The sequence below is a fragment of the Tistrella mobilis genome (genome assembly GCF_039634785.1).
Taxonomy (GTDB): Bacteria; Pseudomonadota; Alphaproteobacteria; order Tistrellales; family Tistrellaceae; genus Tistrella; species Tistrella mobilis.
Map to the genome: position 1 here is coordinate 537,277 of NZ_JBBIAB010000001.1, position 21,439 is coordinate 558,715.

General features: G+C 66.4%; 22 protein-coding genes. 18 read left to right on the top strand and 4 right to left on the bottom strand.

All coding sequences use genetic code 11. From position 1 onward, the window contains the following. Window positions 1-10 precede the first annotated feature (10 nt). From WI697_RS02545 to WI697_RS02590, 10 genes are all read left to right on the top strand, one after another. Window positions 11-448, top strand: coding sequence for an SUF system Fe-S cluster assembly regulator (locus WI697_RS02545; RefSeq protein ID WP_014743623.1), 438 nt, complete (start codon window positions 11-13; stop codon window positions 446-448). A 126-nt stretch (window positions 449-574) separates the two neighbouring features. Further along, on the top strand, window positions 575-2,020 hold the full coding sequence (gene sufB / locus WI697_RS02550) for a Fe-S cluster assembly protein SufB (RefSeq protein ID WP_062770121.1): 1,446 nt from the start codon (window positions 575-577) through the stop codon (window positions 2,018-2,020). A gap of 93 nt (window positions 2,021-2,113) precedes the next feature. After that, window positions 2,114-2,872, top strand: coding sequence for a Fe-S cluster assembly ATPase SufC (sufC, locus tag WI697_RS02555; RefSeq protein WP_062770123.1), 759 nt, complete (start codon window positions 2,114-2,116; stop codon window positions 2,870-2,872). Window positions 2,873-2,876: 4 nt separating this feature from the next. Next, a complete protein-coding gene (sufD, locus tag WI697_RS02560) occupies window positions 2,877-4,226 on the top strand; it encodes a Fe-S cluster assembly protein SufD (protein WP_345957257.1) in 1,350 nt (449 codons plus the stop codon). Then, window positions 4,226-5,470 (top strand): cysteine desulfurase, encoded by a 1,245-nt coding sequence (locus tag WI697_RS02565; protein ID WP_345957258.1) that lies wholly within the window; start codon window positions 4,226-4,228, stop codon window positions 5,468-5,470. The genes sufD and WI697_RS02565 overlap by 1 nt, the downstream gene beginning before the upstream one ends. 11 nt (window positions 5,471-5,481) lie before the next feature. Further along, entirely contained in the window at window positions 5,482-5,985 is a 504-nt protein-coding gene (sufU, locus tag WI697_RS02570; protein ID WP_062770131.1) for a Fe-S cluster assembly sulfur transfer protein SufU, read from the top strand. Window positions 5,986-6,062: 77 nt separating this feature from the next. Next, window positions 6,063-6,404 (top strand): iron-sulfur cluster assembly protein, encoded by a 342-nt coding sequence (locus WI697_RS02575; RefSeq protein WP_062770134.1) that lies wholly within the window; start codon window positions 6,063-6,065, stop codon window positions 6,402-6,404. A 121-nt stretch (window positions 6,405-6,525) separates the two neighbouring features. Next, the gene (locus WI697_RS02580) at window positions 6,526-7,212 is read left to right on the top strand and encodes an NnrU family protein (protein ID WP_345957259.1); all 687 of its coding nucleotides are present in this window, start codon (window positions 6,526-6,528) and stop codon (window positions 7,210-7,212) included. Between the two features lie 80 nt (window positions 7,213-7,292). Next, window positions 7,293-7,718 (top strand): MarR family winged helix-turn-helix transcriptional regulator, encoded by a 426-nt coding sequence (locus tag WI697_RS02585; RefSeq protein WP_062770137.1) that lies wholly within the window; start codon window positions 7,293-7,295, stop codon window positions 7,716-7,718. A 16-nt stretch (window positions 7,719-7,734) separates the two neighbouring features. Further along, window positions 7,735-8,145 carry a DUF2000 family protein gene (locus tag WI697_RS02590; RefSeq protein ID WP_345957260.1) on the top strand — a complete coding sequence of 137 codons (411 nt, stop codon included), beginning with the start codon at window positions 7,735-7,737 and terminating at the stop codon, window positions 8,143-8,145. Window positions 8,146-8,182: 37 nt separating this feature from the next. On the opposite strand, the gene WI697_RS02595 is transcribed toward WI697_RS02590, so the two are convergent. Further along, complete coding sequence (locus tag WI697_RS02595) at window positions 8,183-8,818, bottom strand: GntR family transcriptional regulator (RefSeq protein ID WP_062770143.1); 636 nt, start codon at window positions 8,816-8,818, stop codon at window positions 8,183-8,185. A 17-nt stretch (window positions 8,819-8,835) separates the two neighbouring features. Then, window positions 8,836-10,821, bottom strand: coding sequence for a BCCT family transporter (locus tag WI697_RS02600; protein WP_062770146.1), 1,986 nt, complete (start codon window positions 10,819-10,821; stop codon window positions 8,836-8,838). A 255-nt stretch (window positions 10,822-11,076) separates the two neighbouring features. Between WI697_RS02600 and WI697_RS02605 the strand changes: the two genes are divergently transcribed. Next, a complete protein-coding gene (locus WI697_RS02605) occupies window positions 11,077-11,220 on the top strand; it encodes a hypothetical protein (protein WP_296715666.1) in 144 nt (47 codons plus the stop codon). A 12-nt stretch (window positions 11,221-11,232) separates the two neighbouring features. On the opposite strand, the gene WI697_RS02610 is transcribed toward WI697_RS02605, so the two are convergent. Together WI697_RS02610 and WI697_RS02615 are read right to left on the bottom strand one after the other, a co-directional pair. Beyond that, window positions 11,233-11,739, bottom strand: a complete 507-nt coding sequence (locus WI697_RS02610) for a DUF523 domain-containing protein (RefSeq protein ID WP_345957261.1) — start codon at window positions 11,737-11,739, stop codon at window positions 11,233-11,235. Then, the gene (locus WI697_RS02615) at window positions 11,739-13,769 is read right to left on the bottom strand and encodes a protein meaA (protein WP_014743637.1); all 2,031 of its coding nucleotides are present in this window, start codon (window positions 13,767-13,769) and stop codon (window positions 11,739-11,741) included. Before WI697_RS02615 ends, WI697_RS02610 begins: the two co-directional genes overlap by 1 nt. A gap of 422 nt (window positions 13,770-14,191) precedes the next feature. Here WI697_RS02615 and ccrA point away from each other — a divergent pair, with 422 nt between their 5' ends. The 7 genes from ccrA (at window position 14,192) to WI697_RS02650 (ending at window position 21,363) form a co-directional block, all read left to right on the top strand. Next, window positions 14,192-15,478, top strand: coding sequence for a crotonyl-CoA carboxylase/reductase (gene ccrA / locus WI697_RS02620; protein WP_062770152.1), 1,287 nt, complete (start codon window positions 14,192-14,194; stop codon window positions 15,476-15,478). 250 nt (window positions 15,479-15,728) lie between these two features. Beyond that, window positions 15,729-17,408 carry an acyl-CoA dehydrogenase family protein gene (locus WI697_RS02625; protein WP_298641045.1) on the top strand — a complete coding sequence of 560 codons (1,680 nt, stop codon included), beginning with the start codon at window positions 15,729-15,731 and terminating at the stop codon, window positions 17,406-17,408. Between the two features lie 109 nt (window positions 17,409-17,517). Continuing rightward, window positions 17,518-17,724, top strand: a complete 207-nt coding sequence (locus WI697_RS02630; protein WP_231889553.1) for a twin transmembrane helix small protein — start codon at window positions 17,518-17,520, stop codon at window positions 17,722-17,724. A 78-nt stretch (window positions 17,725-17,802) separates the two neighbouring features. Continuing rightward, window positions 17,803-18,378, top strand: coding sequence for a cob(I)yrinic acid a,c-diamide adenosyltransferase (locus tag WI697_RS02635; protein ID WP_062770158.1), 576 nt, complete (start codon window positions 17,803-17,805; stop codon window positions 18,376-18,378). A gap of 293 nt (window positions 18,379-18,671) precedes the next feature. Continuing rightward, window positions 18,672-19,421, top strand: a complete 750-nt coding sequence (locus WI697_RS02640; RefSeq protein ID WP_345957262.1) for an electron transfer flavoprotein subunit beta/FixA family protein — start codon at window positions 18,672-18,674, stop codon at window positions 19,419-19,421. A 2-nt stretch (window positions 19,422-19,423) separates the two neighbouring features. After that, window positions 19,424-20,356 (top strand): electron transfer flavoprotein subunit alpha/FixB family protein, encoded by a 933-nt coding sequence (locus WI697_RS02645; protein ID WP_014743643.1) that lies wholly within the window; start codon window positions 19,424-19,426, stop codon window positions 20,354-20,356. 134 nt (window positions 20,357-20,490) lie between these two features. Further along, window positions 20,491-21,363 carry a 3-hydroxybutyryl-CoA dehydrogenase gene (locus WI697_RS02650; protein WP_062770161.1) on the top strand — a complete coding sequence of 291 codons (873 nt, stop codon included), beginning with the start codon at window positions 20,491-20,493 and terminating at the stop codon, window positions 21,361-21,363. Window positions 21,364-21,439: the final 76 nt, after the last annotated feature.

Sequence of the window (21,439 nt, forward strand, 5' to 3'; positions counted from 1 at the left end):
AGACCGTCCGATGCTGAAAATCGCCAAGCTCACCGACTATGGGATCGTGGTTCTGACCCATATCGCCAACGCCCCCGATCGGGTTCATCGGGTGACGGAGCTTGCCGAAGAGCTGGCCATTCCCGCGCCGACCGTCGCCAAACTGGCCAAGACCCTGGCGCGGGACGGTCTGCTGATTTCGCATCGCGGTGCGCATGGCGGCTATCGCCTGGCGCGGCCGGCGGCCGAGATCCGGGTGGTCGACATCGTCGAGAGCCTGGAAGGCCCGGTCGCGATCATGGAATGCATCGAACATCCCGGCACCTGCCGGCAGGAAAGCGTGTGTCAGACCCGCGGCAACTGGATCCGGATCAACCGGGCGATCAGCCGCGCACTGGAAGGGATCAGCCTCGCCGACATGGCGGCGGATGCGGCTGTACAGCCCTTCCCCGCGGCCCAGGCGGGCTGAGCCGGACCGGAAATTTCTAGCTGGCGCGGGCGCTGTCCGGGCCGGTGACGACGAGATCAAGAGGCGACGCCCGCCGGCCCGATGGACGGGCCGTTCTTCAAAGAACGGGCGCGCGGAGGACGAGTGATGACGAGCAAGAACGCAGTCGAGGCGCTTGTCGCCCGCGAGTACACGGAAGGTTTCCATGTCGACATCGACGCGGACAACGTGCCGCCGGGTCTCGACGAGGACGTCATCCGCGTGATCTCCGCGAAGAAGGAAGAGCCCGACTTCATGCTGGAGTGGCGGCTCAAGGCCTTCCGGACCTGGCAGGCGATGGAGGAGCCCGACTGGGCCTTCCTCAAGAAGCCCAAGGTCGATTTCCAGTCGATCATCTACTACTCCGCCCCCAAGCCCAAGGCCGATGCGCCGAAGAGCCTGGAGGAGGTCGATCCCGAGCTGCTGAAGATCTACGAGCGTCTGGGCATCCCGCTCAAGGAGCAGGAGATGCTGGCCGGCGTCGCGGTCGATGCGGTGCTCGACAGCGTTTCGGTCGCCACCACCTACAAGGGCAAGCTCAAGGAACTCGGCATCATCTTCTGCTCGTTTTCTGAAGCGGTGCGCGAATATCCGGAGCTGGTCCAGAAATATGTGGGATCGGTGGTCCCGGTTGGCGACAACTTCTATGCCGCGCTCAATTCGGCCGTGTTTTCGGACGGCACCTTCGTCTATGTGCCGAAGGGTGTGCGCTGCCCGATGGAGCTGTCGACCTATTTCCGCATCAATGCCGCCGGCAGCGGCCAGTTCGAGCGGACGCTGATCATCGCCGAAGAAGGCGCCTATGTGAGCTATCTGGAAGGCTGCACGGCGCCGATGCGCGACGAGAACCAGCTGCATGCCGCGGTGGTCGAACTGATCGCGATGAAGGATGCCGAGATCAAATACTCGACCGTCCAGAACTGGTACCCGGGCGACAAGGATGGCAAGGGCGGCATTCTGAACTACGTCACCAAGCGTGGTGCCTGCCGCGGGGCCAATTCCAAGATTTCCTGGACCCAGGTCGAGACCGGCTCGGCGATCACCTGGAAGTATCCCAGCGTCATCCTGCAGGGCGACAACTCGATCGGCGAGTTCTACTCGGTCGCCGTCGCCAACAACGCCCAGCAGGCCGATACCGGCACCAAGATGATCCATATCGGGCGCAACACCCGCAGCACGATCATCTCCAAGGGCATTTCGGCCGGGCGCGGCCAGAACACCTATCGCGGCCTGGTGCGGATGCAGAAGGGGGCGGAGGGCGCCCGCAACTACACCCAGTGCGACAGCCTGCTGCTGGGGCCGGACTGCGGGGCGCACACCTTCCCCTATATCGAGAGCCGCAACCCCACGGCACAGGTCGAACACGAGGCGACGACCTCGAAGATCAGCGACGACCAGCTGTTCTATCTGATGCAGCGCGGGCTGTCGGCCGAGGATGCCGTGTCGATGATCATCAACGGCTTCTGCAAGGACGTCCTGAAGGAGCTGCCGATGGAGTTCGCGGTCGAGGCGCAGAAACTGCTCGGCATCACGCTGGAAGGCAGCGTCGGCTGAGCCGGCCATCCGTTTCCCGCGGCCCGCGACCCTGCCGGGCCTGACGCATTGCGGCCGCGCAAGGCCGCCGGACGATCTCATTCGAGGACCAACATGCTCATCATCCGCGACCTGCACGCCCGCGTCGACGGCAAGGAGATCCTGCGCGGCCTGAACCTGGACGTGCGCCCCGGCGAGGTCCACGCCATCATGGGGCCCAACGGCGCCGGCAAGAGCACGCTCTCCCACATCCTGGCCGGCCGCGACGGCTATGAGGTCACGCAGGGGTCGGTCACCTATATGGGGCAGGATCTGCTGGAGATGGCGCCGGAAGAGCGGGCGCGGTCGGGGGTGTTCCTGGCCTTCCAGTATCCGGTCGAGATCCCGGGTGTGAACAACACCTATCTGCTGAAGGCGGCGCTGAACGCCCGGCGCAAGCATGAAGGCCAGCCCGAGCTGGACGGGGTGCAGTTCCTGAAGCTGGTCCGCCAGAAGCTGAAGATCGTGCATCTGGACGAGAGCCTGCTGAAGCGCCCGGTCAATGCCGGTTTCTCGGGCGGCGAGAAGAAGCGCAACGAGATCTTCCAGATGGCGGTGCTGGAGCCGAAGCTCTGCATCCTGGACGAGACCGACAGCGGGCTCGACATCGACGCGCTGAAGGCGGTGGCCGACGGGGTGAATGCGCTCAGGGATGCGGCGCGGTCCTTCGTGATGATCACCCATTATCAGCGCCTGCTCGACCACATCGTGCCCGATTTCGTCCATGTGCTGGCCCGGGGCCGGATCGTGCGCTCCGGCGACAAGTCGCTGGCGCTTGAGCTGGAGCAGAAGGGCTATGGCTGGGTCGAGGATCTGGCCGGGGCGGAGGCCTGAGATCATGGCGGTTCTGGATGCCACGCCCGACAAGCTGGACCTGCTGATCGCGGCCCAGGGAGCCAAGACCGGGCCGGACTGGCTGGAGGCGCTGCGGGCGGCCGGTCGGGACGGTTTCCGTGCCCTGGGCCTGCCGACCCCGCGCCAGGAGGACTGGCGCAATCTTCGCCTGAACGCGCTCTACGGCCAGAGCTTCGCCGCCGCCGATGCGGCGGCACCACGGCTGACCTGGGCGCATCTGCAGCCGATCGTGCCCAAGGGGCTCGACTGCGACCGCATCGCCATGGTGAACGGGGTCTTCTCCGACGAGCTCTCGGCGGTGGGGGAACTGGCCGACGGGGTGGTGGTCGCCGGGCTGTCCCAGGCACTCGCCGCCGCCCCCGATCGGGTGCATGCGGTGCTGGGTCAGGTGGCGCGCGGAGATCGTGACGGCTTTGCCGCCCTCAATCAGGCGGCGCTTGCCGATGGTGCGGCGGTTCTGGTGCCGCGCGGGGTGGAACTGGCCCGGCCGGTGCACCTGCTCCATCACGCCCTCGCCCCCCGCATGCCGGTGGTCGCGCAGCCGCGGATCGTGATCGATCTGGCCGAGAATGCCCGGGCGACGGTGATCGAGCACTGGCGCGGCCTTGCCGGCGAGACCGCCTTCGTCAATGCCACGGTGGAGATCCGCCTGGGCCGTGGGGCGAAGCTGACCCTGATCCGCCTGCAGACCAGCGGCGAGAAGGGCTTCCATATCGACCGGCTGGCGTCGTCGATTGCGGGCGATGCCGAACTCGACATGATCCAGATCGACATGGGCGGCCGGCTGTCGCGCCACACGCTGGACGTGGCCCTGGAAGGCCGCGGCGCGGCGGCGGTGCTGGACGGGCTCTTCGCCATCGGTGCCGAGCAGCAGACCGACACCCGGTCCAATGTCGAGCACCGCGCCCGCGACTGCCGCCTGTCCCAGACCTGGAAGGGTGTGGCGGGTGGCCGGGCGCGCGGCATCTTCAACGGCCGGGTCCATGTCCTTCCGGGGGCGATCGGCACCGATGCGGAGATGTCGAGCCGCAACCTGCTTGCCTCGCGTGAGGCCGAGATCCTGCCCAAGCCCGAGCTCGAGATCCATGCCGACGAGGTGAAATGCGCCCATGGCGCAACCGTCGGTGCCATCTCGGAGCAGGAACTGTTCTACCTGCGAAGCCGCGGACTGGATGCCGCCGAAGGCCGGCGGATCCTGACCCGGGCCTTCGCCGAGGAAATCGTCGACCGTCTGCCCTTCGAGACCTTCCGCGAGCAGGTCTCGGGCTGGGTCGACCGCCACATGGCCCAGACCGTGCTGAACGAGACGGTCGCGAAGGAGGCGACGGCGTGATGACCGATCAGAAGACCCTGCCGGTTTACGACGTGGAGCGGATCCGCGCCGATTTCCCGATCCTGGCCACCCAGGTGCGCGGCAAACCGCTGGTCTATTTCGACAATGCGGCCTCCTCGCAGAAGCCGCGCCAGGTGCTGGATGCCGAGCGGGCGGTCTATGAGACCTCTTACGCCAATGTCCATCGGGGCGTGCACTACCTGTCGGAAAAGGCGACCTCGGCCTACGAGGCGGCGCGCGAAACCGTGCGGGCCTGGCTCAACGCCGCTTCCGAGCGGGAGATCGTCTTCACCCGCGGCACCACCGAAGGGCTTAACCTCGTCGCCTATACCTGGGGCCGGGCCAATCTGAAGCCGGGTGATGAGATCTTGATCACCCATCTGGAACATCACTCCAACATCGTGCCCTGGCAGATCGTGGCGGAGCAGACCGGCGCGCGGCTGGTGGTGGTGCCGGTGACCGATACCGGCGAGGTCGACCAGGATGCCTTCGACCGGATGATCGCCGGCGGCCGGGTGAAGATCATGGCCGTGGCCCATGTCTCCAACGCGCTCGGCACCATCCTGCCGCTGCGGCGGATGATCGATGCGGCCCATGCCGCGGGGGCGATTGCGGTGATCGACGGCGCCCAGGCCCTGCCGCATATGCGGGTCGATGTCCGGGCGCTGGATGCCGATTTCTATGCGGTCTCGTCGCACAAGGCCTATGGGCCGACCGGCTTCGGGGTGCTCTACGGCAAGCTGCCGCTGCTGGAAGCCATGCCGCCCTGGCAGGGCGGTGGCGACATGATCGAGACGGTGAGCTTCGAGAAGACCACCTATGCGCCGCCGCCGGCGAAGTTCGAGGCCGGCACGCCGCATATCGTGGGGGCGATCGCCTTTGCCGCCGCGCTCGACTATCTGGCCGCGGTCGGCGTCGAGGCCGTGGCGGCCCACGAGCACGACCTGACCGCCTATGCCCATGAGCGGCTGCGCGAGATCAACCGGCTGAAGATCGTGGGCGAAGCGCGCGAAAAGGCGGGTGTGGTGTCCTTTGCCATCGATGGCATTCATCCGCATGATATCGGCACGATCCTGGATCAGCAGGGCATTGCGGTGCGCACCGGTCATCACTGCACCCAGCCGCTGATGGCCCGTTTCGGCCTGCCGGCAACGGCGCGTGCGTCTTTCGGCATGTACAACACCCGCGCCGAAGTCGATGCGCTGGTCGACGGGCTGCGCAAGGTCGTGAAGTTCATGGGCTGAGGAGACCCGCCATGCCGGCCGATACCGCCCTCGACGACGACCTCCGGTCGCTCTATCAGCAGATCATCCTGGACCATAACCGCAACCCGCGGCATTTCGGCCGGCTGGACCCGGCCGATGCCAGCGCCCATGGGCATAACCCGCTCTGCGGCGACGAGGTGACGGTCGATCTGAGGTTCGAGGGGGATCGGGTGGCGGAGATCGCGTTCAAGGGTCGTGGTTGCGCCATCTCGACCGCCTCGGCATCGATGATGACCGAGGTGGTGCAGGGGCGCAGCCGGGCCGAGATCGCGGAGATGTTCACCCGGTTCCGCGATCTGGTGACCGGGGCCGATCCCCGGGCGCTGGACCATCCGGAGGTCGAGGCGACCCTGGGCGTCCTGGCGGCACTGGGGGGCGTGCGTGAATTTCCGAGCCGCGTGAAATGCGCCACCCTGCCCTGGCACACCCTGGCCCGGGCATTGGAGCATGGCGGCGACGCAGGCGGGGCCGGCGGGCCGGTTTCGACCGAGTGACGCGGGCCCAAGGCAATCATCAGGCCCGCCCGATGCAGGCGGCCGGAGACGACGGGTTTCGAACGGAAACAGGCGATATGAGCGACAACACGAACCCACTGCCGCAGGACGATCCGGGGGATCTCGAAGCCGCCGTCATCGACGTGCTGCGCAGCTGCTACGACCCCGAGATCCCGGTGAACATCTACGATCTGGGTCTGATCTACGAGGTGCGCGTCGATGCGGGCGACCAGGCCTATATCCGCATGACCCTCACCTCGCCGATGTGTCCGGTGGCCGAAAGCCTGCCGGTCGAGATCGAGACCAAGATCCGGGACATCGCCGGCATCTCCGACGTGACCGTCGAGGTTGTCTGGGATCCGCCCTGGACCCCTGAGATGATGAGCGAGGACGCCCGGCTCGAACTCAACATGTTCTGAGCCGGAATATGTTCCGGGCAGGCCACCTGCCCGGGATTGAACCCGTCATCCTGCTGCGTCATGCTGCCTTGAGCATGACCGGGCACGGGCACGTGCCATAAAAACGCAGAGGACGGGATCCATGCATCAGATGATCGGCCTCGCCATCGGCGCGGTGCTGTTCCTCATCACCCATCTGGTGCCGGGCATCCCGGCGGTCAGACGCTATATGATCGCCTCGCTGGGGGAGGGCGCCTATCGCGCCCTGTTCTCTCTGGTGGCGCTCTTCTCTCTGGGCATTCTGATCTGGGGCTATGGGCAGGCGCCCTATGTGCCGCTCTGGGACGGCAGCGGGGCGCTGCGCCATCTCGCTTTCACCCTGATGCTGTTTGCCGTCGCCTTCGCCGTACTGGGGCTGACCCAGCGCAACCCGACCATGGCCGGGGCCGATGCCGCCGGTGCGCCCGCGCCCAAGGCGGTCGGTGTGCTCAAGATCACCCGACACCCGCTGATGTGGGGGATCATGATCTGGGCGGTGGCCCATGTTCTGGCCAATGGCGACCTGGCCACCACCATTCTGGGCGTCACGATCTTCATCGTCGCATTCGCCGGCAGCCGGCTGATCGAGATCCGCAAGCGCCGCGACATGCCGGTCTCGTGGATGCTGTTTGCCGCTGCCAGCTCGTATATCCCCTTTGCCGCCGTCTTCGCGGGCAAGGCCAAGGGTGCCTTTGCCGAGATCGCCTGGTGGCGCTGGCTGGTGGCGCTCGTGGTTTATGGGGCCCTTTTTGCAGGCCATCGCTGGATCGCAGGCGTGCCGTTGATGTGAAACAGGCCTGTCATTCGCCCGGTGATATCGGCCGATAAAAAGACTCGTATACGAGATATATGTATGCGAGAGTTCATCTCATGAACCGCATCGAAGACTGCATCAGTTTCCTGACCGGCAAGGCCGCCCAGGCCGTGACACGCGCGGCCCGCGACCGGCTGGCCCGGCATGGGGTGACCCCGGTCCAGTACGCCGTGCTCCAGCTCCTGTGGGAAGAGGACGGGCAGAGCGGTGCCGCCATCGGCACCCGCCTGGTGCTGGACAGCGCCACCATCACCGGCGTCATCGACCGTCTGGTCAAGCTGGAGCTGATCGCACGCCGGCCATCTGCCCGGGACCGTCGGGTCAACGCCCTGCACCTGACCGATCGGGGCCGGGCGCTGCGCGGCCCGCTCCAGGCCGAGATGGATGCGCTGAATGCCGATGTCGATGCGGCCCTGGGCGGCCCGGCAGCAGAGGAGCTGAAATCACTCCTTCGCCGGATCGCAGCCGCCCCCCTCCCGTAAGGAGCCCCCCGGAGATATGCAGTTCGAGACCAAGATCGCGCTGGTGGTGCGCGATGATCTTGCCGTGTGGCAGAAACTGAACGTCACGGCGTTTCTGATGAGCGGTGTAACCGGGGCCGCGCCTGAGATTATGGGCGAGCCCTACCGGGATGCCGCGGGCAATGCCGCATTGCCGCTGTCGGTGCAGCCGGTCATCGTGCTGGCGGCCGATGGCCCGACGCTCGCCACCATCCGCCGCCGCTGCCTGGAGCGCGAGGTGGTGCCGGCGCTCTATGTCGAAGAGATGTTCGCGACCGGCCATGACGCCGCCAACCGCGCGGTCTTTGCAGAACAGCAGCCAGAGACGGCGAAGCTGGTCGGCCTGGGCATCCGCGCCGATCGACGCGTGGTCGACCGGATCACCAAGGGCGCGCGCATGCATCCCTGACCGGCGGAGGGGCGGGGTCGCGTGACGCGATGGCGGCTCAGGCGAGGGCGGCATGCAGATCCGCCCGCACGCCGTCGATATGGGTGGTCAATACCCTGCAGGCCGCATCGATCTCCCCCCTTCGGCAGAGGGCGATCAGCGTGCCGTGTTCCCGCTCGGCCCGGCCGGGGGACGGGGTGGTGGAGAGCTGAAGCCGGGTATAGCGATCGCAGGTCTGCAGCAGCCCGGTCACGATGCGCAGGCTGCGCGGCAGACGGGCATGGGCGTAGATCGCCAGATGCAGTTCGGCATTCAGGGCACCCCAGCGGGCCATGTCGCTGGCGGCGACGGCGCCGATGAACAGATGATGGATGGTCTCGATCCGGGCGAAATCGGCCGCTGTCAGGGCGGGAATGGCGCGGCGCAGCAGCCGCGGCTCCAGGATCACTCTCAGGTCGAAGACGTCGTCGATCTCCTCTCGCGAGATCGACGACACCACGGCGCCGATGCCCGGCAGGATCCGCACCAGCCCTTCTGCATCCAGCTGCAGCAGGGCCGAGCGGATCAGAGCCGGATCGACCCCATGCCTTTCCGCCAGCCTGTCCTGGCGCAGTTCCGTGCCTGCCGGACAGGCCCCGTCGATGATCGCCTGACGGAGTTCGTTCAGGATGTCGGCGGCGGACGGATGAAGCATGGGGCCAAAGCGCCTGCCTATTCGGGGGTCTGTTCCGGCGCGCCGGCGAAGAGTGCGGCACCGGGCGACTGGACCAGGGACTGGTAGTGGTCGAACTGAACCAGCACGTCGGCGATCAGCTGATCGCGGGTCAGGCCGTAGACGTCATAGCCGCGGCTGCCGTCGCTGAACCAGGTGCGGGCCTCGTGGCGCAGATCGGGGCGGGCGGCATCCATTGCGGTCAGGGCGGGCAGCGGGTGGCTGGCCGGCTGGATGCCATAGATGAAGTTTCGCACGCCTTCGGCAGGCAGCACCAGCGAGACACCACCCGTCGTCTCGTCGCGTTCCACCTCGGCCGGATGGCCGCGGCCGTTGAACTCAGCCGCCACCGCCCTCAGCGCATCCGTGGCGGTACCGTCCAGGAAGCGACGCACATCCTTTTCATCCGGCGTGTGCAGGATCTGACCAAGACGGCGCTTCCAGCCGGCTTCGACGGCCGGGACCCCTGTGGTCGTGACGGGGGCACCGAGCGGCCGGTGGGCAAGATCTGCGCTCATGCCGCGGAACAGGCTCCAGCACAGCAGCAGCATCACCACGGCGAAGGGCAGGGCGCTGGCGATGGTGACGGTCTGAAGCGCCGACAGACCGCCGGCCAGCAGCAGAACCGCCGCGACCACACCTTCAAGCACGCACCAGAACACCCGCTGCGGGATCGGTGTGTTGGTCGCACCGCCCGAGGCAATGGTGTCGACGACCATCGAGCCCGAATCCGACGAGGTGACGAAAAACACCGTGACCAGCATCACCGCCAGAACCGCCGTGATCGACGAGAGCGGCAGATATTCGAGGAACTGGAACAGCGCGACCGACACATCCTCGGCGACCGCGGCGGCCAGTGCGCCATTGGCGACCTCGGTGTCGATGAACATGGCCGTGTTGCCGAACACGGTCATCCACAGGAAGGTGAAACCCAATGGCACGAAGAGCACCGCGATCACGAATTCCCGCACCGTCCGTCCGCGCGAAATCCGGGCGATGAACATGCCGACGAAGGGCGACCACGAGATCCACCAGGCCCAGTAGAACAGCGTCCAGGAATAGATCCACGAGCGCGGTTCATAGGCATAGAGGTTGAAGGTCTTGAGGACGAAATTGTCGAGATAGATGCCGATGTTCTGGACGAAGGCCCGGAACAGCATCGTGGTGGGCCCCACGGCCAGCACGAAGAGCATGAGCGCTACGGCGAGCACCAGATTGGTCTCGCTCAGGATCCGCACGCCCTTGTCGAGGCCGCTGATGACCGAGATGGTGGCCACGCCGGTGACGGCGGCGATCAGCGTCACCTGCACGATCGGAGAGACTTCAAGCCCGATCAGATGATCGAGACCGGCATTGATCTGCAGAACGCCGAAGCCCAGAGAGGTGGCGAGACCGAAGACCGTGCCGCAGATCGCGAAGATGTCGACCGCATGGCCGATCGGTCCGTGGATCCGCTCTTTCAGAAGCGGGTAGAGGCCCGAGCGGATCGTCAGCGGCAGGTTGTAACGATAGCCGAAATAGGCGAGCGACAGGCCGACGATGGCATAGATCGCCCAGGCGTGGATGCCCCAGTGGAAGAAGGTGATGTTCATCGCCGAGCGCTGCGCCTCGATCGAGCGGGGCTCGACCACGGGCGGGCTCGCGAAATGGGTCATGGGCTCGCCGACCGCGAAGAACATGAGCCCGATGCCCATGCCGGCGGCAAAGAGCATGGCCACCCAGGATCCGTAGCGGAAATCCGGTTCGGAATCGTCCGGGCCGAGTTTCAGCCGGCCGAAACGGCTGAAGCCGAGGAACAGGGCCATGCCCAGGAAGATCGCGACCACCAGGATGTAGAACCAGCCGAAGCGATGCAGGATCTCGCTTTGGACGACGGCGAATAATGCTTCCATCTGCTCGGGTATCGCGGCCCCTGCGACCACGAAGGCGAGGATGATGGAAGCGGCGCCGAAGAAGACCGGCGGGTTGATCGTCATCCTTAGCATGATCCGGATCCTGCATTGGTGGCGCTCTGGTTCCCACGCTACAGGAAGCCGGCCGATGACGCGACGTCAGATCCAGGGCAATGTCATGGATCAAGTCATCACCCGGTGCCATCAAATGACATAACCCGTGTTCATTCCGGGGCGGACCCTGCTGTAACGTTACGATCGATTGACCTGATGCATCTTTCATGACGTCATGTGGTCAAGCGAAGTCGGGCGACATTCGTTGCCCCCGAAAGATACGAGGTCATACAAATGAGCCGGAACGTTCTGTATCTGATTATCGGTGCTCTGCTCGTGGTCGTCGCCGTGGGTGGCTATCAGTATTACGAGGAGAGCCAGAAGAGCGGGGTCGAGGTGGAGGTCGGCAATGGCGGCCTGTCGGTCGAGACGAAGTGAGTCTCCGGCTGATCAACCATTCGGGCGATCGATCTCGGCCAGCCGCCGGGCTGCGTTGTCGAGATCGTCGTCGGCAAACACCTCGATACCGACGGCGGCAAGAGCCTCGGCCGTCAGGCCGTCGCCCGGGATCAGCCGGCCGCTGAAGCTGCCGTCATGGATCCGCCCCACCCCGCAGGACGGGCTCCGCGCCTTGAGCAGCGCCAGGCGCACGCCATGGGCCAGCGCGGTTTCGACGGCGATGCGGGCGCCGGCTGAAAATGCCGCGGTGACATCGGCGCCGGTTGCGTCGATCACCCGGCGGCGGCTGTCGAGCTCCGCCGGCGGTCGTGGTGTCGGCAGACCGCCCGCCATCTCGGGGCAGAGCGGGATCAGCCGGCCTTCGGCGTCAAGATCGTCGATCAGCGGATGCGGTCGTGCGGCACCCCGGCCGTCGAAACGAACCGGCCTGCCCAGAAGGCAGGCCGAAATCAGAACCGGGCGGCGACCTGCCGCCCGGTTTTCGTGGCGTGCGGACATCACGCCGCTTCGCGGCTGAGCCCGTCGACCAGGTCGACGATGTCGGCCATGATCTGGGTGATTTCGAAGTCCTTGGGCGTGTAGACCCGGGCGACGCCGGCCGCCTTCAGCTTGCGGGCATCCTCGTCGGGGATGATGCCGCCCACGATCACCGGCACGTCGGTGAGCCCGGCTTCGGCCATGCGGCGCATGACATCGGCGACCAGTTCGTTGTGGCTGCCCGACAGGATCGACAGGCCCACGACATGAACGCTCTCTTCGAGGGCGGCATTGACGATCTGGGCCGGGGTCAGGCGGATGCCCTCGTAGACCACTTCCATGCCGCAGTCGCGGGCCTTCAGGGCGATCTGCTCGGCGCCGTTGGAATGGCCGTCGAGGCCGGGCTTACCGACCAGAAATTTCAGCCGGCGGCCCAGGCGGTCCGACAGGCTGTCGACCTTGGCGCGCACCGCCTCGGTCCGGTCGCGATCGCCGCGCACCTCGACCACGCTGCCGCCGACGCCGGTGGGGGCGCGGTATTCGCCGAAGATCTGGCGCAGCGTCTCGGCCCATTCACCGGTCGTGACCCCGGCATGGGCACAGGCGATGGAGCTTTCCATGATGTTGCGGCCTTCCTTGGCCGCACGGGCGAGTTCGGCGAGGCTCGCCTCCACCGCCGTCGCATCACGGGCCGCCTTGTGGGCCTGGAGCTTCTCGATCTGGCGGCGTTCGACGCCGGGATCGACGGTCAGAATGGCGCCGTCCTCGCCCGAGGTCAGCGGCGAGGGCGCGGTCTCGACGAATTTGTTCACGCCGATCACCGCCATCTCGCCCGATTCGATCGACGCCACGCGCCTGGCGTTGCTCTCGACCAGGCGCTGCTTCATGTAGCCGCTTTCAACCGCGGTCACCGCCCCGCCCATCTCTTCGATCCGGGCCAGTTCGGCGCGGGCGCCGGCCTTCAGCTCCTCGACCCTGGCCGCGACCACCGGCGAGCCGTCGAACAGATCACCATATTCCAGAAGGTCGGTTTCCATGGCGACGATCTGCTGCAGACGCAGCGACCACTGCTGGTCCCAGGGGCGCGGCAGGCCCAGAGCCTCGTTCCAGGCCGGCAGCTGCACGGCGCGGGCGCGGGCGTTCTTCGACAGCACCACCGCCAGCATTTCCAGCAGGATGCGATAGACGTTGTTCTCGGGCTGCTGCTCGGTCAGGCCCAGCGAGTTCACCTGCACGCCGTAGCGGAAGCGGCGGAACTTCTCTTCCGCAACGCCGTAACGGTCGCGGGTGATTTCGTCCCAAAGCTCGGTGAAGGCGCGCATCTTGCAAAGTTCGGTGACGAAGCGGATGCCGGCATTCACGAAGAAGCTGATCCGGCCCACCACCTGCGGCAGATCCGCCTCGGGCACCTGGCCGCCGGCACGCACGGTGTCCAGCACCGCCACCGCCGTCGCCAGCGCATAGGCCAGTTCCTGCTCGGGCGTCGCCCCTGCTTCCTGCAGATGGTAGGAGCAGACATTGGTCGGGTTCCACTTGGGCAGTTCCCGATAGGTGAAGGCGATGGTGTCGGCGATCAGGTTCAGGCTGGGCTTGGGCGGGAAGACATAGGTGCCGCGCGACAGATATTCCTTGATGATGTCGTTCTGGGTCGTGCCCTGGAGCGACGCCCGCGGCGCACCCTGCTTCTCGGCCGTGGCGATGTAGAGCGACAGCAGCCAGGCCGCGGTCGCGTTGATCGTCATCGAGGTGTTCATCCGCTCGAGCGGGATGCCGTCGAAGAGCGTCATCATGTCGCCGATATGGCAGATCGGCACGCCCACCTTGCCCACCTCTCCCCGGGCGAGGATGTGGTCGGCGTCGTAGCCGGTCTGGGTCGGCAGGTCGAAGGCGACGGAGAGACCGGTCTGACCGCGGGACAGATTTGTGCGGTACAGCTTGTTGCTCTCCTCCGCCGAGGAATGGCCGGCATAGGTGCGCATCAGCCATGGCGTATCGCGGCGCGGCATGGCGCCGCTTGCCGCTTCTGCGGCGGAATTCGGCTGCTTCGGCATCTTTTCGTCCTGTCGTGGCGGGGTTCTGTGTCGAATCTTACCCTGAGGGCGCCCCATTGGAAATAAGGCCCTATTTTGCGCCGCAAAAAAGGGCTTGAAAATCCCTTATATCCGGAAAATCATGAACGGCAACCGGAAAGCTCCGGTCGCGATCGCGTCGCAGCATGCGACCGTACCGCGATTGATCTTCCGGGGGTTCTGGTCCCGTCGTCCCTTTGCGGACGGGACCGCCGGACCATCCGAACGATACCACCAAGAACGAACGACAAGAACCAACGCGCGAACAATACGCGCGGTTCCACGACAGTACGCCGGCCCCGGACATCGGGGCGCTGCCAGGAGGCCGCAGGATTGCGTGGTGCCCCGACCCCACCTGCGGACGCTTAAGGTCGAGAGAAGTAGAACGAGGGCACGGTCTTCCCATGAACACTGACACCACCGCCGCCGAGACGACCCGCACCCAGCCGGTCAAGTCGCTCTACGAGGTCGGCGAGATTCCGCCGCTGGGCCATGTTCCGGATCAGATGTACGCCTGGTGCATCCGCCGGGAGCGTCACGGCAACCCCGACACCGCCATGCAGGTCGAGGTCGTCGAAACCCCCAAGGATCTGGCGCCGGACGAAGTGCTGGTCATGGTGATGGCCGCCGGCGTCAACTATAACGGCGTCTGGGCCTCGCTCGGCCGTCCGATCTCGCCGTTCGACGGCCATGGCGCGCCGTATCACATCGCCGGCTCCGATGCCTCGGGCATCGTCTGGGCCATCGGCTCCAAGGTGAAGCGCTTCAAGGTCGGCGACGAGGTCGTCGTCCACTGTAACCAGGACGATGGTGACGACGAGGAGTGCAACGGCGGCGACCCGATGTTCTCGCCGTCGCAGCGCATCTGGGGCTACGAGACCCCGGACGGCTCTTTCGCCCAGTTCTGCCGCGTGCAGTCGCGCCAGCTGATGCCGCGCCCGCGCCATCTGACCTGGGAAGAGAGCGGCTGCTACATGCTGACGCTCGCCACGGCCTATCGCATGCTGTTCGGCCATCGCCCGCACATCCTGCGTCCGGGCGACAACGTTCTGGTCTGGGGCGCCGCCGGCGGTCTGGGCTCGATGGCGCTGCAGCTGATCGCCACGGCCGGTGCCAACGGCATCGCGGTCATCTCTGAGGACAACAAGCGCGACTTCGTGCTCAGCCTGGGTGCCAAGGCCGCGATCAACCGCAAGAACTTCGACTGCTGGGGCCGTCTGCCCGAGGTCGACGACGTTCAGGGCTATAACGACTACATCCGCCGCGTCCGCGCCTTCGGCAAGGCGATCTGGGACGTGACCGGCAAGGGCAACGACGTCGATTTCGTGTTCGAGCACCCGGGTGAGCAGACCTTCCCGGTCTCGACCTATGTGGTGAAGCGCGGCGGCATGGTCGTGTTCTGCGCCGGCACCACCGGCTACAACCTGACCATGGATGCCCGCTTCGTGTGGATGCGCCAGAAGCGTATCCAGGGCAGCCATTTCGCCAATCTTAAGCAGGCCGCCCAGGCCAACCGGCTGGTGATCGAGCGTCGCATCGACCCCTGCATGTCGGAAGTCTTCTCGTGGGACGACATCCCCGAGGCGCACATGAAGATGTTCCGCAACCAGCACAAGCCCGGCAACATGGCCGTGCTGGTCCAGGCGCCGCGCCCGGGCCTGCGGACGATCGAGGACGCCATCGACGGCTGACTGACCTGACGCGGTGAGCGACCGGGCGGCGGTGCCGCCTCGCCCGGTCCCGGCGCTGCCTGTCCCGATCCGGCCCCGCCAGGGAACCGGATCGGGCGGGCGGCGCCGCACCGTCGTCTGGATGCCGCATCGGATCGGCCGGGCCGGCGCTGGACGCCGGCCGCCTCAGGGCCATATCCGGTCCGGTATCCCGCCGTTTCCGACCTCCGCAGTGTTCGACACGTCTTCCGACCAGAGGACCATTCCTCCCATGTCCGCTTCCACCGCGACCCTTTCGCCCGTGACCGACGCCCCCGTCCTGATCGACGATCTGCTCGACCGGGCCGAACGTGCCCTTGCCGCCGTCGAGGCCTATGCCGATGCCGTCCAGACCGCCGTCGGCGGGATGGTGCGCCGCGACGGCAAGGTCGATGCCGCCGTGCTCGATGCCAGCCAGCATGCCGCCCATGGCCTTGCCTGGACGGCGACCTATGTCGAGGCCCTGCGCCAGATGCTGGGCTGGGCACGCCGGCTGGAAGCCGAGGGGCGCCTGGGCGAGACCGAGGGGCTGATGCTGCAGACCGCCTTCGGCGAGTATGTGGCGCAGCTGCAGGGCGGCCTGCCCATGTCGCAGGGCGAGATCGTCCGTCCGGCCGATTTCGGCCTGATCGACGAGGCGGCGGCACTGTCCCAGGGTGATGCGGGGCTGTTTCTGCGTGCGGGCAACACCGCTGCGGTACGGGCCCGGCTGGCGGCGCTGATCGCCGAGGGCAATTTCGGCGAGCTGGGGCTCGAAGACGAGACCCTGCTGATGATCCGCGACCAGTTCCGCCGCTTCGTGGAGGAAAAGGTCGTCCCCTTCGCCCATGACTGGCACAAGGCCGACGAGCTGATCCCGATCGAGGTCGTGAACCAGATGGCGGAGCTGGGCGTCTTCGGCCTGACCGTGCCCGAGGAATTCGGCGGGCTCGGCCTCTCCAAGGTCGCGATGTGCCTGGTTACCGAAGAGCTGTCGCGTGGCTATATCGGCGTCGGCTCGCTGGGAACCCGGTCCGAGATCGCGGCCGAGCTGATCCGGCTGGGCGGTACGGAAGACCAGAAGCAGAGCTGGCTGCCGCGCCTCGCCTCGGGCGAGATCCTGCCGACCGCGGTTTTCACCGAACCCGGCACCGGCTCCGACCTCGGCGGCCTCAAGACCCGCGCGACGCGCGATGGCGACGTCTATCGGGTGACCGGCAACAAGACCTGGATCACCCATGCCGCCCGCGCCGATCTGATGACTCTGCTGGTGCGCACCGATCCGGCGACGAAGAACTATTCCGGCCTGTCGATGTTCCTGGCCGAGAAGCCCCGGGGCACCGATGCCGATCCCTTCCCGGCCGAGGGCATGAGCGGCGGCGAAATCCGCGTGCTCGGCTATCGCGGCATGAAGGAATACGAGATCGGCTTCGACGATTTCACCGTGCCGGCCGACAATCTGCTGGGCCGGACCGAGGGCCAGGGCTTCAAGCAGCTGATGGCGACCTTCGAAAGCGCCCGGATCCAGACGGCGGCCCGCGCGGTCGGCGTTGCGCAGTCGGCGCTGGAAATGGGGCTGCGCTACGCCCATGAGCGCGTGCAGTTCAACAAGCCGATCTACGCCTTCCCGCGGGTCTTCGACAAGCTGGTCTGGGCGGCAGTCGAGATCATGATCGCCCGCCAGCTGACCTATTTCTCGGCACGCGAGAAGGACAGCGACCGGCGCTGCGACCTGGAGGCCGGCATGGCCAAGCTGCTGGCGGCCCGCGTCGCCTGGGCCACGGCCGACAATGCCGTCCAGGTTCATGGCGGCAACGGCTATGCCGAGGAATATCCGATCAGCCGCGTGCTCTGTGATGCGCGCATCCTCAACGTGTTCGAGGGTGCGGCCGAGATCCAGGCACAGGTCATCGCCCGCCGCCTTCTGGGTTGAGGGTGACGGGGCCGGCTTCCGCAGGGAAGCCGGCCTTCGCGCGAAAATCTCCCCCGCCGGGACCGGTTGACCCTGTCAGACCGGGCCCGGCGGGGCCATATTGCGGGCCATGGATACGATGTCAGGCGTGATGCCGGTTCTGATCGTGGTTGCGATGGTCGCCACGGCCGGTGTTCTCCTGGTGGGCGTGATGTCGATGCTCGTCGGCGGGCGCTTCAACCAGAAATACTCGAACAAGCTGATGCAGTGGCGGGTGCTGCTGCAGGCGCTGGCGATCCTGCTCGTTCTGCTGTTCCTGGCGATGACGGGCGGCTGAGCCCGCCGGCCGTGGCCCCCGCCGGCCGTGGCCATCGCCCCCTGGCTATCTTGCTTTCACCCACCGACGGAGCCCCCGATGGTCCAGCTCACCCGCATCTACACCCGCGGCGGCGATCGCGGCGAAACCTCGCTCGGCGATGGCAGCCGCCGGCCGAAGGACGACCTCCGGGTCGCCTCTTACGGCACGGTCGACGAGGCGAACGGCGTGATCGGGCTGGTGCGGCTGCATCTGGAGACCGAGAGCGAGGAAGACCGCATGCTCGCCCGGATCCAGAACGATCTGTTCGATCTGGGGGCGGACCTTGCCTGCCCCGCCGGCGACGATCCCGCGCGGGAGGCCAGGGCGCTGCGCATTCTGCCGGCCCAGGTCGACCGCCTGGAAGCCGAGATCGATGCGATGAATGCCGGGCTTCAGCCGCTCAAATCCTTCATCCTGCCCGGAGGCACCCCGGCTGCGGCCCATCTGCATCTGGCACGGACCGTCGTCCGTCGTGCAGAGCGCGAGCTGGTCGAGCTGATGCGGGTGGAGCCGGTGAACGAGGCGGCGCTGCGCTACCTCAACCGGCTGTCCGATCATTTGTTCGTCCTGGCGCGCCATCTGAACGACAAGGGTGCGCGCGACGTGCTCTGGGTGCCGGGCGCCAACCGCTGACGCGGCCTTAAGCCGCGGCGTTCCTTGAATTTTCGAGAGGTGCCCCGAAATTGACACCGCACGTCGCAGCGCCTAATGTGCGGTGGACTCAATCGGGGAACCGGCAGTCGGGAGCCATGTGACGCAGGCCGTCGCGGTCCGCCCGGGCAGCCGGTCGCCTGTCGTCCGACAGAGAGCCGGCGCCCTGCCGTTCGCTGCCGGGCGTCCTGGTCCGGATCCGCACCCGCTGAGGGGGTCGGGGGATGCGACCGGACGACGTAGAGCCAAGAAACCCAACTGGAGTCGGGAGATCTATGAAGGTACTCGTCCCCGTCAAGCGCGTGGTCGACTATAACGTCAAGGTCCGCGTCAAGGCTGACCAGACCGGCGTCGACCTCGCCAACGTCAAGATGTCGATGAACCCCTTCGACGAGATCGCGGTCGAGGAAGCCGTGCGGCTGAAGGAAGCCGGCAAGGCCACCGAGATCGTGGTCGTGTCCATCGGCCCCAAGGGTGCACAGGAACAGATCCGCACGGCGCTGGCCATGGGCGCGGATCGCGGCCTGCTGATCGAGACCGATGAAGAGGTCCAGCCGCTCGCCGTCGCCAAGCTGCTGAAGGCGGTGGCCGAGGCCGAGCAGCCGCAGCTGGTCGTTCTGGGCAAGCAGGCGATCGACGACGACTCCAACCAGACCGGCCAGATGCTGGCGGCGCTGCTGGGCTGGGCCCAGGGCACCTTCGCATCGAAGGTCACCGTCGGTGACGCCGAGGTCGAGGTGATCCGCGAGATCGACGGCGGTCTCGAGACCGTCTCGCTCAAGCTGCCCGCGATCGTCACCACCGATCTGCGTCTCAACGAGCCCCGCTACGCTTCGCTGCCGAACATCATGAAGGCGAAGAAGAAGCCGCTCGACACCAAGACCCCCGGCGATTTCGGCGTGGACGTGGCGCCGCGTCTGAAGACGCTGAAGGTCACCGAGCCGCCGAAGCGCAAGGGCGGCATCAAGGTGCCGGATATCGCGACGCTGGTGGACAAGCTGAAGAACGAGGCGGGGGTTATCTGACCATGACGGTTCTCGTCATTGCCGATCACAACAACGCGTCGCTCGGCGCCGCGACCCTGAACGCCGTCACCGCCGGTGCGAAGCTGGGCGATGTGCATGTGCTGGTTGCCGGCAAGGATGCCGGTGCGGCCGCCGAGGCTGCCGCCAAGGTGCAGGGCGTCGCCAAGGTTCTGCATGCCGAGGGCGACCAGTATCAGGGTGGCCTGCCCGAGAACCTGGCCCCGCTGATCGTGGGTCTGGCCGGCGACTACAGCCACATCGTCGCCTCGTCGAGCAGCGTTGCGAAGAACGTGCTGCCGCGCGTGGCCGCTCTGCTGGACGTCGCGCAGATTTCGGACGCGATCGAGATCGTGTCGGAAGACACCTTCGTCCGCCCGATCTATGCCGGCAACGCGCTGGCGACCGTGCAGTCCTCCGACAAGGTGAAGGTCCTCACCATCCGCGGCACCGCCTTCAAGGCGGCCGAGGCCGAGGGCGGTTCGGCCGCCGTCGAGACCATCGCCGCCGGTGAGGATGCGGGCCTCAGCCGCTTCGTCGGCCAGAGCCTGAGCAAGTCCGAGCGTCCCGAACTCGCCAGCGCGAAGATCGTGGTGTCGGGTGGCCGCGGCGTCGGCAGCTCCGACAACTTCAAGATCATCGAAGGTCTGGCGGACGCCCTGGGCGCCGCCGTCGGCGCCAGCCGCGCGGCCGTCGATGCCGGCTATGTGCCGAACGACTACCAGGTCGGCCAGACCGGCAAGGTCGTCGCGCCGCAGCTTTATGTCGCGGTCGGCATTTCGGGTGCCATCCAGCACCTGGCCGGCATGAAGGACAGCAAGGTGATCGTGGCGATCAACAAGGACGAAGAGGCGCCGATCTTCCAGGTCGCCGATTACGGCCTTGTGGGCGATCTGTTCAAGATCGTCCCCGAGCTGACCGAGACGCTGCAGAAGTGAAGTAACATATGACCGGAACGATGCCGGTCATGTGAAAGAAAACCGAGCCCGGTGCGGGGTCTGGCGTAACTTGTGTAAAGCAAGCGACGCCGGGCCCTGTCCCGGGCTGTCAAGTCGAAGAAGGTGCGGTCCTCATGATCAGGAAGATCGGCGTCATCGGGGCAGGCCAGATGGGCCGCGGCATCGCGCATGTCTGTGCGCTCGCCGGCTACGACGTCACGATGGTCGACATTTCCGAGGCGCAGCTCGCCAAGGCGCTCGACCGGATCGAGCAGGCGCTCGACCGTCAGGTGTCGCGCAGCGAGATCGAGCCCGCGGACAAGCCCGCCGCTCTGTCCCGGATCAGGACGCAGGTCGGTTATGCCGGCTTCGAGACGATCGACCTGGTGATCGAGGCGGCCACCGAGAGCGAAGAACTGAAGCGGAAGATCTTCGCCGAGATCCGCGACATGCTGAAGGACGAGGTGATCGTCGCGACCAACACCTCGTCGCTGTCGATCACCCGCCTGGCTGCGACCATGCGTCACCCCGAGCGGTTCATGGGCATGCATTTCATGAACCCGGTGCCGCGCATGCAGCTGGTGGAACTGATCCGCGGCATCGCGACCGACAACCCGACCTACGAGGTGGTGCGCGAGCTGGTGTTCAAGCTCGACAAGACCCCGGCGGTGTCGGAAGACTTCCCGGCCTTCATCGTCAACCGCATCCTGCTGCCGATGATCAACGAGGCGATCTACACGCTCTACGAGGGCGTCGGCACGGTCGAGGCGATCGACACCGCCATGAAGCTGGGCGCGAACCATCCGATGGGTCCGCTGGAGCTGGCCGACTTCATCGGCCTCGATACCTGCCTGTCGATCATGCAGGTGCTCTATGATGGCCTGGCCGACAGCAAGTATCGCCCCTGCCCGCTGCTGGTGAAGTATGTCGAGGCCGGCTGGCTGGGTCGCAAGACCGATCGCGGCTTCTACGACTATCGTGGCGACGTGCCCGTCCCGACCCGCTGACGCCGGCCGACCCGCTGACACCGGCCGACCCGCTGACGCGGCACAGGATCACCGAACCTTTCGGGGCCGCCTTCCG

Bases quoted from the DNA above. Each gene is read 5' to 3' on its own strand.
- WI697_RS02545 (WP_014743623.1), top strand. From the start codon at position 11: ATGCTGAAAATCGCCAAGCTCACCGACTATGGGATCGTGGTTCTGACC.
- sufB (WP_062770121.1), top strand. From the start codon at position 575: ATGACGAGCAAGAACGCAGTCGAGGCGCTTGTCGCCCGCGAGTACACG.
- sufC (WP_062770123.1), top strand. From the start codon at position 2,114: ATGCTCATCATCCGCGACCTGCACGCCCGCGTCGACGGCAAGGAGATC.
- sufD (WP_345957257.1), top strand. From the start codon at position 2,877: ATGGCGGTTCTGGATGCCACGCCCGACAAGCTGGACCTGCTGATCGCG.
- WI697_RS02565 (WP_345957258.1), top strand. From the start codon at position 4,226: ATGACCGATCAGAAGACCCTGCCGGTTTACGACGTGGAGCGGATCCGC.
- sufU (WP_062770131.1), top strand. From the start codon at position 5,482: ATGCCGGCCGATACCGCCCTCGACGACGACCTCCGGTCGCTCTATCAG.
- WI697_RS02575 (WP_062770134.1), top strand. From the start codon at position 6,063: ATGAGCGACAACACGAACCCACTGCCGCAGGACGATCCGGGGGATCTC.
- WI697_RS02580 (WP_345957259.1), top strand. From the start codon at position 6,526: ATGCATCAGATGATCGGCCTCGCCATCGGCGCGGTGCTGTTCCTCATC.
- WI697_RS02585 (WP_062770137.1), top strand. From the start codon at position 7,293: ATGAACCGCATCGAAGACTGCATCAGTTTCCTGACCGGCAAGGCCGCC.
- WI697_RS02590 (WP_345957260.1), top strand. From the start codon at position 7,735: ATGCAGTTCGAGACCAAGATCGCGCTGGTGGTGCGCGATGATCTTGCC.
- WI697_RS02595 (WP_062770143.1), bottom strand. From the start codon at position 8,818: ATGCTTCATCCGTCCGCCGCCGACATCCTGAACGAACTCCGTCAGGCG.
- WI697_RS02600 (WP_062770146.1), bottom strand. From the start codon at position 10,821: ATGCTAAGGATGACGATCAACCCGCCGGTCTTCTTCGGCGCCGCTTCC.
- WI697_RS02605 (WP_296715666.1), top strand. From the start codon at position 11,077: ATGAGCCGGAACGTTCTGTATCTGATTATCGGTGCTCTGCTCGTGGTC.
- WI697_RS02610 (WP_345957261.1), bottom strand. From the start codon at position 11,739: ATGTCCGCACGCCACGAAAACCGGGCGGCAGGTCGCCGCCCGGTTCTG.
- WI697_RS02615 (WP_014743637.1), bottom strand. From the start codon at position 13,769: ATGCCGAAGCAGCCGAATTCCGCCGCAGAAGCGGCAAGCGGCGCCATG.
- ccrA (WP_062770152.1), top strand. From the start codon at position 14,192: ATGAACACTGACACCACCGCCGCCGAGACGACCCGCACCCAGCCGGTC.
- WI697_RS02625 (WP_298641045.1), top strand. From the start codon at position 15,729: ATGTCCGCTTCCACCGCGACCCTTTCGCCCGTGACCGACGCCCCCGTC.
- WI697_RS02630 (WP_231889553.1), top strand. From the start codon at position 17,518: ATGGATACGATGTCAGGCGTGATGCCGGTTCTGATCGTGGTTGCGATG.
- WI697_RS02635 (WP_062770158.1), top strand. From the start codon at position 17,803: ATGGTCCAGCTCACCCGCATCTACACCCGCGGCGGCGATCGCGGCGAA.
- WI697_RS02640 (WP_345957262.1), top strand. From the start codon at position 18,672: ATGAAGGTACTCGTCCCCGTCAAGCGCGTGGTCGACTATAACGTCAAG.
- WI697_RS02645 (WP_014743643.1), top strand. From the start codon at position 19,424: ATGACGGTTCTCGTCATTGCCGATCACAACAACGCGTCGCTCGGCGCC.
- WI697_RS02650 (WP_062770161.1), top strand. From the start codon at position 20,491: ATGATCAGGAAGATCGGCGTCATCGGGGCAGGCCAGATGGGCCGCGGC.